Raw genomic sequence first — 15,397 nt, forward strand, 5'->3', positions numbered from 1 at the left:
AATCCCGGTCAAACCCCCTGCGCACTATTTTACCATTTAGTTCTACCGAGGAGGCTTTGTACTTACTACCCGGCGAAAGGCTAAACCTGTTAGAGGCATCTTTTCGGCTGACAATAATATGAATATGGCTTTGCGAGCCCTCCTTTTTCATTCCCTGCACGATCCGTTCTCCATTTTGCCGATGTGGAGCTTGTTTTTCTAATTGTGCAATACGCTGTTCCCTATCCGCTATACTTCCTTGCATTTCACCCCGGTTAATTTTTCGGACCTCACTTTTAAGCTTCAGTATTTCAGAAGCAAAAGGCTGGTTTTCCCGTACCTGTTTATCGCTCCCCTTAAAACTTCGGGAATGTTCAATTTTAGCAAAGTATTTCACATCATCTATACTGACCGGGCGCCCGTTTATTTCCCGGTTAAAAGAAGCTACATAATCCTTCATCAGTTCCCTGGTATATTTTTTCAGGTCTTCACTGTTATTTTGCAATTGCTTAAGTTCATATTTAGATGGACTTACCGTAATGGAATAAAACCTGGGTTCGGTTTTTTCGAGTTTAGCGGTGTTCCCGTCAATTTCCCGGGTAACTTTATCAGCGGAGATATGATCCTCGTATTGGTTGAAGAAATGTTCCATTTCGTCAGGTGTTAATTCCTGGTTTTCTTTCTCCAGGTAGGCTACAAAGCCTGCAGCACTTTTGGAATAGTTCCCCCCTATTTTTTGCGGGGTGATTGTGATATACATAGCTCCGGGTTTTACAGGTTATTATTATAATTTTTCTTCTCCCGGAATTGCACCCGTTTTTTCTCCACCTGTTTTTTCTCCAGCAGAAGTGGTTTCTTTTTAGGTTCTTCCATTTCAAATAAAGACTGGATCATTGCCACTGTGGGTTTGGTCTGGGTTTTTTCCATATCCCTCATAATGGCGATCACCGCGTTTATTCTTTTCTTAAAAGTTTGCTCTATTGTCCTCCCGGTGGGACCTAACTTTTCTTTGGGAGAAATCTCATTGTAGAAGAAAAAATCCAGCATCGTAGCCATTGCTTCCGTGTGGGATTTGAAGTACGTTTTGGAAAATTGCTGGAAACGTTTTGCAGTTTCCTTCTTAAATCTAATGCCGATAAATGAGTCCATAATTCGCCGATTTGTCGCAAATTCTTCCCTAAAAATGGGCTCTGGCAGGCCATTTGTCGCAAATATCAATTATTAGAAAAAACTAATAAGTTTTAATTAATTGATAATCAATTAATTAAAACAAAAAAGGAATAAGAAACGCGGCTTTGCCCGTTACCCTCTTGCTATTCCTTTTCGTCCCGCAAGGCGGGACAAAATTTGCATACAACCTGGCCTAAAGCCAGTTGCCAAATCCAGGGAAAAATTTTCCTGTGATATAATATTTCGATGTGCAGGATTATCGGCGAAAGTCAAAAAATGGATAATCTGCTTAAATTTTGAAAGCTGAATTTCAGCTAATTAAAGATACATTTTTTTCTATAAAATCAGAACAAAGAATTAAGCAATGATGAAAACTCTTTACTGGATCATTTTCTATATATTTATAATAAGTTAATTTTTTTCATTAATTGATATAAAGGAAAATCCAGGTAACAGCGGATTTTCCTTTTTTGATTAAATTGAGATTGAAATGTTCCTTATTGTTAAGCACTACCAGCCACGCTATTTTTTTATGTTTTCTGCTATAAAGCTGCTTTGTTTATAGCGATTTATTGAGAAATATTTGAGCCTAAAAAAACACCTCTATAAATAGAAGTGTTTTAAAATCCGATTTGAAAATTACTGAGTAAAAATTACAGGATTCCTTCATCTGCGAAACTGTAGTAATTACCGTCAGGAATAAGAATAATATGATCCAGGACTTTAACATCAAAAAATGACGCGGCATTTTTAATTTTCCCGGTCAGGCTTTTATCTGCTTCACTTGGTCTGAGGGTTCCGCTTGGGTGATTGTGCAATAAGATTATTGCCGTGGTTAAAGACTTTAATACTACTGCAAATAAGATTCGAACATCAACCAGGGTCCCGGCAATACCTCCATTAGAAACTTCATAGATTCCTTTAACCCTGTTGGCATTATTGAGCAGGATAATTTTAAAGGTCTCATTAAGTTCAATATTATTTTTATTCCACTGTTCAAATGCTAATTCGGCCGCACATCTCGAACTGGTAATTTTTGGAAGCAAATTTATTTTTAAACTTCCGCTGTAGCTTATTGCTATTTCATTAACTTTGGATTTCATTATTAGCTTAATTAAAAGGTTAATAAAAAAGAGGGCGGTTCTTTCGACGATGACGCCCTCTTTGCTTTTTAAAATTTACTCAACGGTATTTTCCTTACTTCCTAAAAACAGGATCTCATCGACCAAAACTTCGGTAACATATCGTTTTTCTCCGCTTTGGGTTTCATAAGATCGGGAGGTAAGTTTGCCACGAATGGCAACTTCTTTTCCTTTATCGACATACTTTTCGATAAGTTCTGCCTGTTTTCCCCATGCCACAACATTGTGCCAGTCGGTTTGTTGGATTTTCTCGCCTTCTTTGTGGTAGAATTCATTGGTAGCCAATGAAAAACTGCATACTTTTTTACCACTTTCAAAATTCCTTGATTCGGGAGCGTTTCCCACATTTCCGATTAACTGTACTTGGTTTCTTAGATTACTCATAATTAAAAGATTTAAAAATCTGCTTTGTCAGCAGACAGGTTAAACATTGATTTACTTATTATATCCGGAGCGTTTTCCTTTTTTGATTTTTTTACTTCGCTTCCGGGTATGTTGTTTTGAAATGATTTCATAAGTTTTATTTTTTGATTTACTTCCTATAGAGCCGTTTGCTGTTCCCTTTTTTGATGCTGATACATTTTCAGGATTTAGAATTAGGGAGCATTTATAAAAAGGAAGAATAACTGGCTTATGCAATGTGGACTAACTTCTAAATCCTGGTATTTTGCATTATAAAAAAGGGAAAAACAGCAACGGCCCGGGAAGTAAATGGAACTACTGAAATTGAAAAACAACCGGAAGCAAAGTAAATGCAAGAATGGAATTCCTATAAAGCGGGCTTCTTTTTTTTGGTCAATAAACAGCGCTAAGGTACTCTAGAAGGAATCAGGCAAGAAGAAAAAGAGGAATTAAAGTAGAAAGCGCAAAAGTAGCCCAAGATTCTCACAGGAAAGCTCTTTACCCGAAATGAAGCTTTTCACGTAGTGGAGTGGTAATGTGCTGACCGGGTACTCAAAATAAATCATCCTTTTTAAGTCTGATTCAAATCCGACTTGACTGCACAAGTATTGCCAGTATTATGTTCCCCTGAGAAATTCATTATTAAGTATTTTGCACGCCAATTTCATTATATAATTTGATTACTTCCAGAAGTCATATACATTTGGTTTCAACAGATTCAATTTAAATTTGGTTCCCAATCAACATTCTATGAGAATATATATCCTGATTTTAATTTCCTTGTTTACATTGTCTTGTAAAGACTCTGATAAGCAACTAACTTCAACTCCACAATCTTCAAAAGCTTTGGTGACTCCCAACGCAATGGTAGTTTCTGCACGTGCGGAAGCATCAGAAATAGGATTTTAATTATGCAAAAAAGGGGGGTGCTTTTGATGCTATGGGAACTACTGTACTATTTTCCAATGGCAATAAGTTTTCCCGACTTATAAACTCCCCTTCTTCCCCGAACTCTTCTTCTCCAAGTTCGAAGGTTCGCTCAAGACCTGCATTTTTACTGGCGTCGGCTACAGACCAGGTTTCTACAGGCTCAAAAAGATTAAGTAAAACCGCACCATAAAATGATAACCCTTCAACAATGGGCAGCAACATGTATTTAATAATTGTGGCTCTAATTTCAGAAATGCTTCATACTTATAATAAAGAAAGCACAAACTATAAATGGAAAATTAAGTCCAACTACAGTTTGTGCTTAAGAAATAGGGCTCGGTGTTTAACTATTCAACTAAAGTAAATTGAATAGTTCCAAGAATACCATAATCTCCTACATAAGTACCTAAACCTTCATTCTGATCCCCTTTAATGGCTCCGGTCAAAATAATGTCACCAGCTTTCAAAGATTCACCCCTTGAAGCCAATTCTTCACTTAAAAATGAGACCGCTTTAAAAATACCATCCAAAGGAAGTCCAACTTTAGCATCCAGAATAACATTGTTATCCAAGGTACCTAATAGTTCAATTTCATTAGGATCAATGCCTTGATTTAACAAATTTTCCAATTGTGTTTCTTCCCCCAAGATGTAAGTACGTGCAGCACTATTTGTGGCGATGATGTCCCTAAAGTCAATTACCATATTATTTGGAGTAAATCCAAAGTCTGCAAATTCAAAAGCTGGAGCAATGGCTTTGACCGCATCTTTTGCTTCTTCTGGGCTAATAGCAGAAGTAACCTCTCTGCCCATTATTATTGCCACTTCAAACCCGACAGAGCCACCAATGAAATCTTCACTTAGGCTTAATGTTGAACCATTAGGAACTTCAAAACTGGAATAGATTCGTCCGTATATGGGTTTTGGAGCTCCAAAGGGTCTTTCATCCCCGGTAAACCCTAGTTTATAACCGGTTAATGTGCCGACACCTCTATTTTCCAATTCTTTGATTAACCTATCTTGAAAATCATACGCATCGTTGATCGTGATATCCGGAAACATGGGGGTTAGAGCCGGGAAAGGCTCAATATTGAAAAAAGAATCGGCATAATCATCAATGAAATCAAATATTTCAGTATTTCCAGAACCTAAAAGATTTGGTGAATCACCAATATCACCGCAATTTCCTTCTTGAAAGTGGTAGTAGTCTACGTTGTCATCTCCATCCATTAGACCTCTAACATCGTCATCGTTAATAATCCCTGCACGAATTATTCTTTCCTCTACATCTCCGTAGGCATCTGAATTACGCAAGGTGATTTCAACATAATACTCGTCCATACCGGCACCGTCAGGTAAAAACATACAAACCGGGGAAGTATAATAATCGCCGTCCTCAATATCCATTGCATTTTGAAGGTTTTCGTGAAGAATATCGCCTTTTACTCCATCCTCAAAAGACCATACATTTACACTGTAGAGTGCAGGATAGTGTCTTCCGTTTTCGTCACAGTAGTTCCCAAATATACAGAACTCGATAGCTTCAGTTGCTTCAATATCAAAGAATTGATATCCATATAGATTTACATCTCTGTCATCAACACATAGCACTTCCACCTCAAGATAGGTTTTTGATCCCGCCCTTAAATTCCAGGTACTGGCTGCGCCACCTAAGGGATTTGCAACGAATTGGGCATACTCACTTCCAACTTTGGGAGCGACCCATAAAACATTATCCGGTTCCCCGTCATTGTCATCATCTGTCCAAACCACAAAATCGGTTAGGGTAACGGAAACATGTGTTTCGCCTGAAGCTACCGGAATTTCCAGATCTTCATCATAGGCGGTAAAATATCCGTTGCTATCCTCTAATATAGGTACTACAACCGTTACTTCTGTATCACTGTCTCCATATTCAATAGTGATTTGCGCAAAAGCAGGATCTCCGTCAATACATTCGCCTACATCAGCTCCTGTCTGTTGCTTGTTTATCATAGCTCTGCTGAAATCCTGGAGAGCAGTTCCGAAGGAGAGCGTTACACTTTCCCGATCATTGTTCACGGTGTTTTCATCCTTACTACAAGAGGTAAAAATTAAGGCTAAAACTGCCAAATACATTAATTTTAGTTTAAAATTTCTCATTGGTAATAAAATTTAGTTATTAATATTTATAATGGTTAATTGTAATTCCAACTTTTGATATCAATTCGGGCATTTTTTGAATTTATAAAGGTAATATCACATCCAATAAGGGGGGATGGGGGAAATCCCCTATTGGCTTAATTTAACTGTTTGCTGTACGACGAGTCCAAAGAACTTTACATATTAATTAACGGAAATTATACCCCCTCTGAGGGAGAAATTCATCATGTTAGTTTCTAATATTACTCTGGAGAAATCTTTGAAGTAAAAAGAGAGGGAATAATTGTATTTACAGAGAATCAATCAGTGATTATTCTCAAAAGTTGTGAGGAATTCAAAATTCCTTAAATAAAAAGAGTCCTTTTTCCATTTCAAATTGAAAGGCTTTATAATTGTTCAACACTGCTTTCATAATATCTTAACACATATCAGAACAAGTTGGAACACACCATAGCTTCCTCAAATTATGGCGCAAAAAAGAAACCGTCTAAAAATTATTTTAGACGGTCTTCTCCTTATCTAAGCTTTAAATATTATTTAACTAGTCCATTGTATACCTGAATTATTTCTCCTTAGGCTTCGGGATGTATAGTATCATATTCATCTTAGAAGCCATTCCATAACAATCTTAGGATTTTTTAATGGCAATAGATTTTCCCGACTTATAAACTCAGATAAGCACTCGGCATTTTATTGTTAAAGTTAACCAAATAAACATTCTGCTTGGAATGTTTTTAACTAGCTTTGCAGTATGGAACAGGAATTAAAAACAGAAGCCACCCGGAAATTAATAACCGAAAAGGCTTTTCAGCATTTTTATAAGAATGGATTCAAATCCACCAGCGTAAATGCAATTATGAAAGCTACCGGATTGTCTAAGGGTGCATTCTATCACAATTTCAAAAATAAGGATGAGTTAGGTGTGTTGGTGGTGAAAGAAGAATTGAACACCAGAATTTACAATGCAATGATTTCTCCATTATATGCTGAAGGTGAAGCTAAAACTATTTTGAAAAATACGTTTTTGAACAAGTTTCAGGCTTTTACCAGTGATGAAAAACTGATGGGTTGCCCGGTGAATAATCTAATCAATGAAATTGGCGGATCCCAGAATTTGCTAAATGAAGCTTTAAAAGATCTTATAGACACCTGGATACAAGCTGTGGTTAAAATTATTGAAAGAGGTCATAAAGACGGTTCCATTAAGCCTGAAACCAATGCGCAACAAGCAGCCATTTACCTGGTAAGTTCTTTTGAAGGGATGCGCGGTATTCGCAAACTATACAGTGATGACATTACCTGGGATGCATATAAGACAGCGCTGGAAGAATATATTGATCAACTATAAATCAAGGCAGTTTATAGGTAATGATTCAGCAAAATTTATTGCAATAGAGAAATAGGTTCTCGCAGATTATACACTTAAAATTAAATATTATGTTCAAAATCATCAAAATAAGTACTCTTTCATTAATGGCTTTATTCCTTTTTTCTGCCTGTAACTTCGGAAATTCTAAATCATCAGAAGAAAATAAGGAAAAAGAAGAAATAGTAAAACAGGTTAAGGAGGAAAATACTGATTCTAAAAGAAAAGCTCCGCAATTTGAGGTCACTACTATAGATGGCCAAAAGATAAGCCTCGAGCAATCCCTTTCAGATAATAAACCTATGATGATTTACTTCACGGCCTCCTGGTGTCCCATGTGCGCTAAAAACTGGCCCGCTATTTCAGAGGTTTATCCGGAGTATAAGGATAGAATAAATTTTGTAGCCATAAGCATAGACCCTACTGATGATAAGGATGTGATGACGAAACTCGCAGAAGAAAAAAATCTCGATTTCCCATTGGTAACTGGCACCCCACAGGTAATGATAAATTTTGGGGTAGATAGCCAGGCTACTACCGTAGGTATAAGCGATGAAGGCTATATAGAATTTCAGAAAGATAAAACAGTGCTTAGCGCAGAAGAATATCGTGATCTTTTTGAGCAATTGTTGAATTAAATGGATTTTATAGGATTTTCATTCCTGCAGGGCGTTCTGGCGTTTTTAGCTCCATGTGCCGTGGCTTTATTGCCTGGTTACATTCTCGCCTTTATTTCCAGAAATCCAGATAGCGGTTCGAACATTTCTGCACGTTTAGGCAGGGGGTTTAAACTGGCTTCGCTCAGCATTTTGGGGATCCTGATTATCTATAGCGTGGCCGGAGTAATGATCGTATTGGCCGGGCAGGTATTAAAAGATTATATGAAATGGATCACCATTGGGATGGGAGCTATCCTGATTGTTTTAGGTATCCTGATGCTTCTGGGAAAAAGCATTTCATTTTCTTTTAATATTCAAAATTCCAATCCTAAGACAGAAGCTATAGAAGCTTTTTTTTTCGGAATAGGATATGCGATTGGAGCCCTGGGGTGCCTGTTCCCATTGTTCCTAATCGTTGCGACCCAGGCAATGGCCGCAGAAACAATTTGGGAAGGTAGTTCCTATATCCTGGCCTATTTTGCCGGAATTAGCGGAATGATGATCCTGACTATTCTCCTGGCCATTTTTGCCAAAGATTTTTTACTAAAAAATCTTAGAAAAGTTCTTCCATATATGGAGAAAGTTACCGCTGTGCTCCTCATCATAGCAGGAGTATATGTAATCTATTATCAAATGGCGCTATTTTAATTTTAAGGCTTCACGCCTGTAGTTATAGCGTTTTTTAATTAATGTTTAACCTTAAATTTTTAAAATTATGTCAAACCAAACGTACAAAATCGGTTTAAAACCGGTAAAACTAGAAGATGCTAACGAGCAACAAAAGGAAATCCTTGAAAAGGCTAAAAAGGCCAATGGGATGATTCCTAACATGTATAACAACATGGTGAATTTACCGGCCTTGCAAAACACTTATGATACCGGGTATCATCAGTTTAGACAAGACAGCGGATTTACACCTGCTGAGCAGGAAGTTGTTTTACTTACTATCAGTATTGAAAATTCCTGTGGATACTGTACTGCTGCCCATAGCTATTTAGCTGAAAATGTTTCAAAAACACCAAAAGATGTTATTGAGGCTATTAGACAGGGTAATAAAATTGAAGATGATAAATTAAGAGCCCTGCATGAATTCACAAAAGTGATGAATGAAAGCAGAGGAAATCCAACTCCAGAAGAGGCTAAAAAGTTCCTGGATGCCGGATACTCTGAAAAACAGATCCTTGCCATAATTCTGGCACAGGCTGTAAAAACTATAAGTAATTATTCCAACCATATTTTCCATACCGAAGTTGACGAAGCTTTTGCTGGGAATAAGTTGTAGTAAGTTTTAAATTAATAGGAAAGTCAACAATTTGACTTTCCTATTTTAAACAATTTCAAAAAAATATATTGCTAAAAAAATGTCTATGAAATTATTGAATTCATATAACCTAAAAGGCTTAAAGTTAGAAAACAGAGCTATTATGGCTCCTTTAACCCGGGCCAGAGCTAATGGCAATATTCCCAATGAGCTGATGCTAAACTATTACCGCCAGAGAACACAAGCTGGCCTTATTATTTCAGAAGGAACTGCACCATCGCCTAACGGACTTGGCTATGCGCGTATCCCCGGAATTTATACAGATCAACAAATTGAAGGCTGGAAGAAAATAACCGATGTAGTTCACAACGAAGGAGGAAAAATCTTTCTTCAGATAATGCATACAGGAAGAGTTTCTCATAAGTTTAATATGGAAGAAAATGCCGAAATTATTGCGCCTTCTGCAATTGCGTTAGATGGGGAAATGTATACAGACCAAGAAGGGCCACAGCCTTATCCAGTTCCGCGAGAAATGACTTTAGAAGATATAAAGCAGGCTCAGAAAGAATTTGTTCAATCAGCTTTAAACGCGATTAAAGCGGGATTTGACGGAGTGGAAATACATTCAGCCAATGGATATCTGGCCGATCAATTTCTCAATACAGCTACAAATACACGAACCGATAATTACGGGGGAACGAAAGAGAAAAGAAGCAGGTTTACCCTGGAAATCGTAGATAAAGTAACAAAGGCTATAGGTAGCGAAAAAGTGGGAATACGATTATCACCCTATAGTGCTTTCAACGGAACTGAAATTTTTAACGGTATCGATGATCAGTTCATATATCTTACAGAACAGCTTAACAAATTTGAGCTGGCCTATCTGCACCTGGTAGATAACTCGTCACTAGGATCTCCCAATGTTTCTCAATCTATATTTTTAAAAATCAGAGAGAAATTTGAAGGTACCCTTATCCGTAATGGAGGATATACAAAGGATGAAGCAGAAAAAAGCATCACCGATAATAAGACCGATCTTATTTCATTTGGCAGGCCCTTCATCGCAAACCCAGATCTGATCTACAGATTTGAAAATGACCTTCCCCTTAATGAACCGGATTATGATACTTTCTATACTCCAGGAGAAAAAGGCTATATCGACTATCCTATTTTTGAAGAAAAAGGAATAGTAGCAGGTAAGTAGAAATAAATATCAAATAAAAACCCTTGCAGCCAGTAAGGGTTTTTTATCTATCGGACTAAGTCATCTATAGCAAAATCCTGAATTTTATGAAATCATTCCTCTTTTTAATGATAGTGCTTACAGTTTTCCCTGTTGCTCAATCTCAAACTAAAAATGGATTTGATCTCGGTAATTCCAGTATTCCCATAGGGGATATAAAAAGTGGAGGACCTCCTAAAGATGGCATTCCCGCTATTGACGATCCAAAGTTTTTAAGTTCTTCTAAAGCTTCCTTATCTAACAATGATAGAATTTTAGGGGTATACGAAAATGGAATTGCTAAAGCTTATCCTATTGCTATTATGAACTATCATGAAATAGTTAATGATGATTTTGAAGAGAAAGCTGTAGTAATAACGTATTGCCCACTATGTGGCAGCGGTATTGCTTTTAACGCAAAAGTAAACGATAAGATCCTCAACTTCGGTGTGTCTGGATTGTTATATAATAGCGATGTTTTACTTTACGACAGACAAACAGAATCTCTATGGTCCCAATTAAAATATCAAGCTATAACTGGCCAGTTAAAAGGAGAACAACTAACAGTTTTAAATACCGCTAATACTACCTGGGAATCCTGGAAGGATAAACATCCAAATACATTAGTCTTATCTGAAGACACCGGTTTCAACCGGAATTATTCCCGTAATCCGTACCCTAATTATGAGGAGTCTTCTCAATTATATTTCCCGGTGAATAATATAAACGATTTATTTCCGCCTAAAGAAATGGTAATTGGACTTGAAATAAACGGAAGAACTAAAGCTTATCCTTTTTCTGAATTAAAAAAATTAAAAGGAAAGATTCTTGAAGATACCTTTGCTGGTCAAACTTTGAAAATTAAGTATAATACTCAGGCTAAAAGTGCAGAAATCATGGACGCACAAGACAATCATCTTCCGGCAATTACCAATTTCTGGTTTGCCTGGTATGCCTTTAATCCAGATACTGAAGTTTACCAACATACGAGATAATGTGGTAGACATTGATTTTTACTTTTAAAAAAAGTCTCCTGTTTATTAACAGCAATCCCTTTTCTCCTGGATCGACGGACAAGCCAAGGACCCATAACTGCAATATACGCAACAATCTCCCTCTATTGGCCTAAGAACACTTTTACAATTTTCGCACTGATAAAAAAACTGACAGGATTCACTAGGCATCTCCTCCACTTTTTTGTGTCCGCACTCCGGACAGGTAATTTCCGATTCTATGATAACTTTATTCATTTGAAGGGTTTTTAAATTTTATAATTAAACCATATAAACAATGTCTGAACTTGCCGATGGGTAAGTGAGTATCATTGTTTTAATATCTTTAGAAGTAAATTGCGTTTTTATTGCCATCGCAAACAAATTAATAACCTCTTCGGCATGGGGTCCTATTAAATGGGCTCCCAGTATATTTCCGGTTTCTTTTTCAATAAGGGTTTTATAAGCATACGATTTTTCATTAATTCGTTTGGCAGTAAACCAGGATGAAACGCTCTTTTTCTTTACAGTATATTGCAGTTTCTTTTTAGTTGCCTCCTTTTCAGTTATTCCTACTGATGCCATAGTAGGAAGCGTAAAAACTACGGTAGGAATGGCTTGAAAATCGGGCTTTTTATTATTTCCTTTCACAATATTGGACGCGACTATATGACCTTCCATTACAGCGACAGGAGTTAGGGGAAAACCTTTGGTGTTAGCAGCATCGCCTGCTGCATATATATTAGGATTGCTAATACTTTGTAAGAATTCATTTACTTCAATCCCATTTTTACTGAAGGCGATATTAGCTTTTTCAAGATCCAGATCAAAAATGGCAGGTGGTCGTCCTGCAGAATTGATTACAACTTCTGCATCCCAACTATCGGTTTGTGTTTCACCTTTTACCGTGACTTTATATCCACTGCCTGATTCTTCAATAGCGCTAACCTCTGTATTGAGTACCAGTTTAATATCAAGTTCTTCGGTGGCTTTGGTAAGTTGTTCTACTATAAAAGGGTCAAAATTTTCCAGTGGCCTTTTTCCTCTATGAATAATAGTGACTTTTGATCCGAAACGAGCAGCCATATGAGCAAATTCAAAAGCGATATAACCTCCCCCAATGAATAACAACGACTTTGGTAAAGATTGAAAGTTTAGGAAATCTGTACTGGAAAGGGCAAGATCTTCTCCAGGAATCCCGAGTTTTCTAGGTTTTGCGCCCGTCGCGATCACAATTTTTTTGGCTTCAATTTTATTATCTCCTACCTGTAATTGATTCTCATTGATGAATTTAGCTGGTTGGTGATAGGTATCTATTTCATTCTTTTTATAGCCTTTTTCAATTTTTGGGGGCATGGCATCTACAAATTCCTGTTTAAATTTCATAGCCTGCTTCCAGTTAATTGCCGGTATTTCTGCAATGTGTTTTTCTTGAAGGTTTTTGGCAAAATGCTTGGCTTCAGTAGGAGCTAGCATTATTTTTTTGGGATCGCAACCCCGTAAAGCACAGGTGCCGCCGTAGGGCATTTCGTCTGTTATTCCTACACTTAAACCTTTAGAAGCGCAAATATTGGCCACGTTCATCCCGGCCATTCCTGATCCTATTACAAAAACATCATAATTTTTCATGCTGTAATTATTTAATTAAGTTCTTAAGTATATTAGGCAAAAAAATATTATTGTTTGCCAACCACTTTGTAACCAGTTTCTTCTTCCACTGAATTTACCAGTTCATCAATAGAAACCAATGTTTTATCAAATTTCACGGTTGCTGTTCCTGTTTTGTACGATGAACTTGCTTCCACCACTCCCGGACTATTATTTAGCGCTTGAGTTACTTGGTGTTCACAGCCGGCACAGGTCATACCCTCTATAGTGAGCTCAGTTTCGGTAAGGTCATTCTCTTTTACAACTATTGTTTTATTGGCTGTATTACCAGGGAAGAAGATACCGGAGTAGTAGGGAAATGCTATGGAAACAGCGGCAAAAATGGTGATTCCCATTAGAAAACCCTTGGTTTGATACCATTTAGGTTTGTTGTCACTGACGCAGCAATCCTCTTCTTTTTTAGGTTTCAGATGTGCATACCAGGCATATCCTATGGCTATTACAGCCAAACCAATCAAGTATGGGCGTAACGGTTCCACCCAGGAAAGGCCAGATGAAATGCCTCCTATCCCAGCTATGGCCGCAATAACAGGTGGTATGCAACAAGATGAGGCTGCTAAAGCTGCTACAATTCCCGTGGTTGTAGCACTTTTTGTTGAATTATTGGATGTACTCATATAGCCTCCTTTTTGGAATAATTAACAATATGCTCAAAAAATGGTTGCAATAAGCCCAGTTTCTCTTTTTCCAAAGCGTAAAAAATAGTTTGGCCTTCCCTCCTACCATTAATTACGTTTTTATCTTTGAGTTTCCTAAGGTGTTGTGAAACGGCAGGAATACTCATTCCAAGAATATCAGAAATATCACAAGGACAGAGTTCGTTTTCTTCTTCCAAAAGGAATAAAATTTTTAACCTTACCTCATTTCCTGCTAATGCCAAGAGACCGCTCAACTCTCCAAATGCTTTGTTATTGGCTTGAAGAAGACTACGACAATTTTCTATCTGTACTTCATCGGCAAATTGCCTTATGCACGATTGGTTGTTTTCCATGATTTTTCCGTTTGGTTTATTGATATACCAAAGATATACAAATATAATTATTTAAGCAAACACTTAAATATATAAAATCACCAACCTATATAATTTGGAACATCAATACCTTGCTTACGTAAGTAAACCACCGACTGGCCTCTGTGATGAGTCATATGATCCCGGATTAGATAAAAAATGTTTTCTTTAGAGATTTCCTCCTGGTTAAACTTAATTTTTTTAAAAGCTTTCCCAGGCTCTATATTTTCTAATAGCTCCCCCACATAGTTGAAAGCTATTTTCAGAATTGCAATAACTTCCTCTTTACTCAAGGTATCTATATCTTCTTTATTGTAAAATGTCCTGTTTTCTTCTGAAATTAACTGGCTTAAAAAAGATATATTAGTGACAATATGTAATTGCTGTTCTTTAAAACTCATGCCATCTGAATAGGCTTTATAGTTATAGAGATTTTCCGGCATTGCCTCTGCCACAGCTATTGTGTAGTGTGCTCCTCGTTTCCAAACTTTTGGGAATTCCTCTTTAAAATAAGCTTGTGCGTTTGCTTCATTCGTATTGAAGAAGAGGTATAAAACAACCAATAAAAACAATCTTTTCATATATAATTCTTTGTTACTTTAGCTTGTAAAATATACTTATTATAGAATAAGAGACAAATTCTATCACAACAAGAATTGCCAAAGCCACGTGAGCATTTATAAGAAAAAGCTGGCATTTAAGCTATTCTATAAAATATAGATTGCCAGAACACCACCTACAATGGATATTAACATTATTACAAGCGTAATCACGATTTCATCTTGAGTACAACTTTTAGCGAAATCATCGCATTTCCCAATAAGTTTTTCGTAAAAATTTTTTAACATAGGTTATCATAAATATGGGATGCGTTTGTCTCCATCTGTTTTAAGCTATTAAAACTAATTAATATAGGCAATATTTCAATAGTTCGAAGACCAAACACCCATTTGCCAATTGTCTATTTTTCAGGACATGTTTTCTGTTGCTTAATCACCAAACAGTCATCTTCAAAATGGACTTCTATCATATTCCTGGAATGAACCTGTCTGATTCCCCAATATTTTCCTTTTCCCATAGGTGTCAAAACAAAGGCTGGCCTAGGCCCCCTCTGTCCTGCTTATACGTACCATCTTCTTCCCATATCAAATTCCAATATTGATTTCAATTTTCAACTCGGCGTAGACAAACGTTGTCCAGAGAACAGATTTATGAAATCGGCTACCCGGCGCGTTTGAAAAAGTCCCGATCAAACTCGTGTCATTTAAAAGGTAATTTCTGTATTTACATGATATTAAGCAGTTTATTGTCTGTGCTTTTGTTTTGAAAAGTTTTTTCGACCTTTCGTGCGATTTCCCTGCATCAAGAACACGCTGTTAGCGGTTCCTGTTTTTAGAAAGAATTTTTCCCGTTATCTTGGGTAGTTTTAAAATTACAGGTCTTATAAATCTATAGA

18 protein-coding genes are annotated in these 15,397 nt (G+C 36.9%); 7 read left to right on the forward strand and 11 right to left on the reverse strand.

Features of this window, described 5'->3' with window-relative positions; translation table 11 throughout:
- The 4 genes from mobB to LB467_RS17655 all read right to left on the reverse strand — a co-directional run.
- The coding region (gene mobB / locus LB467_RS17640; RefSeq protein ID WP_224475372.1) for a MobB family relaxase at positions 1 to 739 on the reverse strand (739 nt) is incomplete at its 3' end.
- A gap of 11 nt (positions 740 to 750) precedes the next feature.
- The gene (locus tag LB467_RS17645; protein WP_224475373.1) at positions 751 to 1,128 is read right to left on the reverse strand and encodes a BfmA/BtgA family mobilization protein; all 378 of its coding nucleotides are present in this window, start codon (positions 1,126 to 1,128) and stop codon (positions 751 to 753) included.
- 674 nt (positions 1,129 to 1,802) lie between these two features.
- Positions 1,803 to 2,252: a JAB domain-containing protein gene (locus tag LB467_RS17650; protein WP_224475374.1), complete on the reverse strand. Its 450-nt coding sequence runs from the start codon at positions 2,250 to 2,252 to the stop codon at positions 1,803 to 1,805.
- Between the two features lie 75 nt (positions 2,253 to 2,327).
- Positions 2,328 to 2,675 carry a single-stranded DNA-binding protein gene (locus tag LB467_RS17655; protein WP_224475375.1) on the reverse strand — a complete coding sequence of 116 codons (348 nt, stop codon included), beginning with the start codon at positions 2,673 to 2,675 and terminating at the stop codon, positions 2,328 to 2,330.
- Between the two features lie 768 nt (positions 2,676 to 3,443).
- Between LB467_RS17655 and LB467_RS17660 the strand changes: the two genes are divergently transcribed.
- A complete protein-coding gene (locus tag LB467_RS17660; protein ID WP_224475376.1) occupies positions 3,444 to 3,602 on the forward strand; it encodes a hypothetical protein in 159 nt (52 codons plus the stop codon).
- Here the strand turns inward: LB467_RS17660 and LB467_RS17665 are convergent, their stop codons facing one another.
- Positions 3,603 to 3,845, reverse strand: coding sequence for a hypothetical protein (locus LB467_RS17665; protein WP_224475377.1), 243 nt, complete (start codon positions 3,843 to 3,845; stop codon positions 3,603 to 3,605).
- Between the two features lie 125 nt (positions 3,846 to 3,970).
- Positions 3,971 to 5,764 carry a 2-keto-4-pentenoate hydratase gene (locus tag LB467_RS17670; RefSeq protein ID WP_224475378.1) on the reverse strand — a complete coding sequence of 598 codons (1,794 nt, stop codon included), beginning with the start codon at positions 5,762 to 5,764 and terminating at the stop codon, positions 3,971 to 3,973.
- A 751-nt stretch (positions 5,765 to 6,515) separates the two neighbouring features.
- On the opposite strand from LB467_RS17670, the gene LB467_RS17675 reads away from it, so the two are divergent.
- The 6 genes from LB467_RS17675 to LB467_RS17700 all read left to right on the forward strand — a co-directional run bounded on the left by LB467_RS17675 (position 6,516) and on the right by LB467_RS17700 (position 11,267).
- Entirely contained in the window at positions 6,516 to 7,112 is a 597-nt protein-coding gene (locus LB467_RS17675) for a TetR/AcrR family transcriptional regulator (RefSeq protein ID WP_224475379.1), read from the forward strand.
- Between the two features lie 89 nt (positions 7,113 to 7,201).
- Complete coding sequence (locus tag LB467_RS17680; RefSeq protein ID WP_224475380.1) at positions 7,202 to 7,768, forward strand: peroxiredoxin family protein; 567 nt, start codon at positions 7,202 to 7,204, stop codon at positions 7,766 to 7,768.
- A complete protein-coding gene (locus LB467_RS17685; RefSeq protein ID WP_224475381.1) occupies positions 7,769 to 8,437 on the forward strand; it encodes a cytochrome c biogenesis CcdA family protein in 669 nt (222 codons plus the stop codon).
- Positions 8,438 to 8,504: 67 nt separating this feature from the next.
- On the forward strand, positions 8,505 to 9,071 hold the full coding sequence (locus tag LB467_RS17690; protein ID WP_224475382.1) for a carboxymuconolactone decarboxylase family protein: 567 nt from the start codon (positions 8,505 to 8,507) through the stop codon (positions 9,069 to 9,071).
- Between the two features lie 85 nt (positions 9,072 to 9,156).
- Positions 9,157 to 10,254, forward strand: a complete 1,098-nt coding sequence (locus LB467_RS17695) for an alkene reductase (RefSeq protein ID WP_224475383.1) — start codon at positions 9,157 to 9,159, stop codon at positions 10,252 to 10,254.
- Positions 10,255 to 10,340: 86 nt separating this feature from the next.
- A complete protein-coding gene (locus LB467_RS17700; protein ID WP_224475384.1) occupies positions 10,341 to 11,267 on the forward strand; it encodes a DUF3179 domain-containing protein in 927 nt (308 codons plus the stop codon).
- A 45-nt stretch (positions 11,268 to 11,312) separates the two neighbouring features.
- Here LB467_RS17700 and LB467_RS17705 read toward each other — a convergent pair whose 3' ends face one another.
- From LB467_RS17705 to LB467_RS17725, 5 genes are all read right to left on the reverse strand, one after another.
- Entirely contained in the window at positions 11,313 to 11,522 is a 210-nt protein-coding gene (locus tag LB467_RS17705) for a GDCCVxC domain-containing (seleno)protein (RefSeq protein ID WP_224475385.1), read from the reverse strand.
- Between the two features lie 24 nt (positions 11,523 to 11,546).
- Positions 11,547 to 12,893, reverse strand: a complete 1,347-nt coding sequence (locus LB467_RS17710) for a dihydrolipoyl dehydrogenase family protein (RefSeq protein ID WP_224475387.1) — start codon at positions 12,891 to 12,893, stop codon at positions 11,547 to 11,549.
- A gap of 47 nt (positions 12,894 to 12,940) precedes the next feature.
- Complete coding sequence (gene merTP, locus LB467_RS17715; protein WP_224475388.1) at positions 12,941 to 13,549, reverse strand: mercuric transport protein MerTP; 609 nt, start codon at positions 13,547 to 13,549, stop codon at positions 12,941 to 12,943.
- Positions 13,546 to 13,923, reverse strand: coding sequence for an ArsR/SmtB family transcription factor (locus LB467_RS17720; protein WP_224475389.1), 378 nt, complete (start codon positions 13,921 to 13,923; stop codon positions 13,546 to 13,548). Before LB467_RS17720 ends, merTP begins: the two co-directional genes overlap by 4 nt.
- A 77-nt stretch (positions 13,924 to 14,000) precedes the next feature.
- The gene (locus LB467_RS17725) at positions 14,001 to 14,522 is read right to left on the reverse strand and encodes a DinB family protein (protein WP_224475390.1); all 522 of its coding nucleotides are present in this window, start codon (positions 14,520 to 14,522) and stop codon (positions 14,001 to 14,003) included.
- Positions 14,523 to 15,397: the final 875 nt, after the last annotated feature.

Origin of the sequence: Salegentibacter tibetensis, assembly GCF_020164485.1 — a bacterium.
Taxonomy (GTDB): domain Bacteria; phylum Bacteroidota; class Bacteroidia; order Flavobacteriales; family Flavobacteriaceae; genus Salegentibacter; species Salegentibacter tibetensis.

Bases quoted from the DNA above. Each gene is read 5' to 3' on its own strand.
- LB467_RS17645 (WP_224475373.1), bottom strand. From the start codon at position 1,128: ATGGACTCATTTATCGGCATTAGATTTAAGAAGGAAACTGCAAAACGT.
- LB467_RS17650 (WP_224475374.1), bottom strand. From the start codon at position 2,252: ATGAAATCCAAAGTTAATGAAATAGCAATAAGCTACAGCGGAAGTTTA.
- LB467_RS17655 (WP_224475375.1), bottom strand. From the start codon at position 2,675: ATGAGTAATCTAAGAAACCAAGTACAGTTAATCGGAAATGTGGGAAAC.
- LB467_RS17660 (WP_224475376.1), top strand. From the start codon at position 3,444: ATGAGAATATATATCCTGATTTTAATTTCCTTGTTTACATTGTCTTGT.
- LB467_RS17665 (WP_224475377.1), bottom strand. From the start codon at position 3,845: ATGTTGCTGCCCATTGTTGAAGGGTTATCATTTTATGGTGCGGTTTTA.
- LB467_RS17670 (WP_224475378.1), bottom strand. From the start codon at position 5,764: ATGAGAAATTTTAAACTAAAATTAATGTATTTGGCAGTTTTAGCCTTA.
- LB467_RS17675 (WP_224475379.1), top strand. From the start codon at position 6,516: ATGGAACAGGAATTAAAAACAGAAGCCACCCGGAAATTAATAACCGAA.
- LB467_RS17680 (WP_224475380.1), top strand. From the start codon at position 7,202: ATGTTCAAAATCATCAAAATAAGTACTCTTTCATTAATGGCTTTATTC.
- LB467_RS17685 (WP_224475381.1), top strand. From the start codon at position 7,769: ATGGATTTTATAGGATTTTCATTCCTGCAGGGCGTTCTGGCGTTTTTA.
- LB467_RS17690 (WP_224475382.1), top strand. From the start codon at position 8,505: ATGTCAAACCAAACGTACAAAATCGGTTTAAAACCGGTAAAACTAGAA.
- LB467_RS17695 (WP_224475383.1), top strand. From the start codon at position 9,157: ATGAAATTATTGAATTCATATAACCTAAAAGGCTTAAAGTTAGAAAAC.
- LB467_RS17700 (WP_224475384.1), top strand. From the start codon at position 10,341: ATGAAATCATTCCTCTTTTTAATGATAGTGCTTACAGTTTTCCCTGTT.
- LB467_RS17705 (WP_224475385.1), bottom strand. From the start codon at position 11,522: ATGAATAAAGTTATCATAGAATCGGAAATTACCTGTCCGGAGTGCGGA.
- LB467_RS17710 (WP_224475387.1), bottom strand. From the start codon at position 12,893: ATGAAAAATTATGATGTTTTTGTAATAGGATCAGGAATGGCCGGGATG.
- merTP (WP_224475388.1), bottom strand. From the start codon at position 13,549: ATGAGTACATCCAATAATTCAACAAAAAGTGCTACAACCACGGGAATT.
- LB467_RS17720 (WP_224475389.1), bottom strand. From the start codon at position 13,923: ATGGAAAACAACCAATCGTGCATAAGGCAATTTGCCGATGAAGTACAG.
- LB467_RS17725 (WP_224475390.1), bottom strand. From the start codon at position 14,522: ATGAAAAGATTGTTTTTATTGGTTGTTTTATACCTCTTCTTCAATACG.